Below are 315 nucleotides of genomic sequence, written 5' to 3' on the forward strand. Positions count from 1 at the left end.
CGGCAGCGTGTAGGCGAGGAGCGCGCCGTAAAACAGAAACCAGGCCATCATCGGCGCGGCGAGCCGAATGTCTTGCTTACCGAGAAGACCGATCGCGGTCGCGCCAAAAATGAGGATCTGCCAGACCTGTCTCTTATACACATCTCCGAGCCCACGAGACTCTAGGCGCGATCGCGTATGCCGTCTTGGGCGTGAAAAGGGGGGGGGGGGGGGGGGGGGGGGGGGGGGGGGGGGGGGGGGGGGGGGGGGGGGGGGGGGGGGGGGGGGGGGGGGGGGGGGGGGGGGGGGGGGGGGGGGGGGGGGGGGGGGGGGGGG

At 74.3% G+C, this 315-nt stretch carries 1 protein-coding gene; it reads right to left on the bottom strand.

Annotated elements, in window-relative coordinates; translation table 11 throughout:
* Positions 1-133: 133 nt before the first annotated feature.
* The coding region (locus JHD80_RS28490) for a hypothetical protein (RefSeq protein ID WP_210340014.1) at positions 134-315 on the bottom strand (182 nt) is incomplete at its 5' end.

The sequence above is a fragment of the Allobosea sp. ASV33 genome, from assembly GCF_016428755.1.
Taxonomy (GTDB): Bacteria; Pseudomonadota; Alphaproteobacteria; order Rhizobiales; family Beijerinckiaceae; genus Allobosea.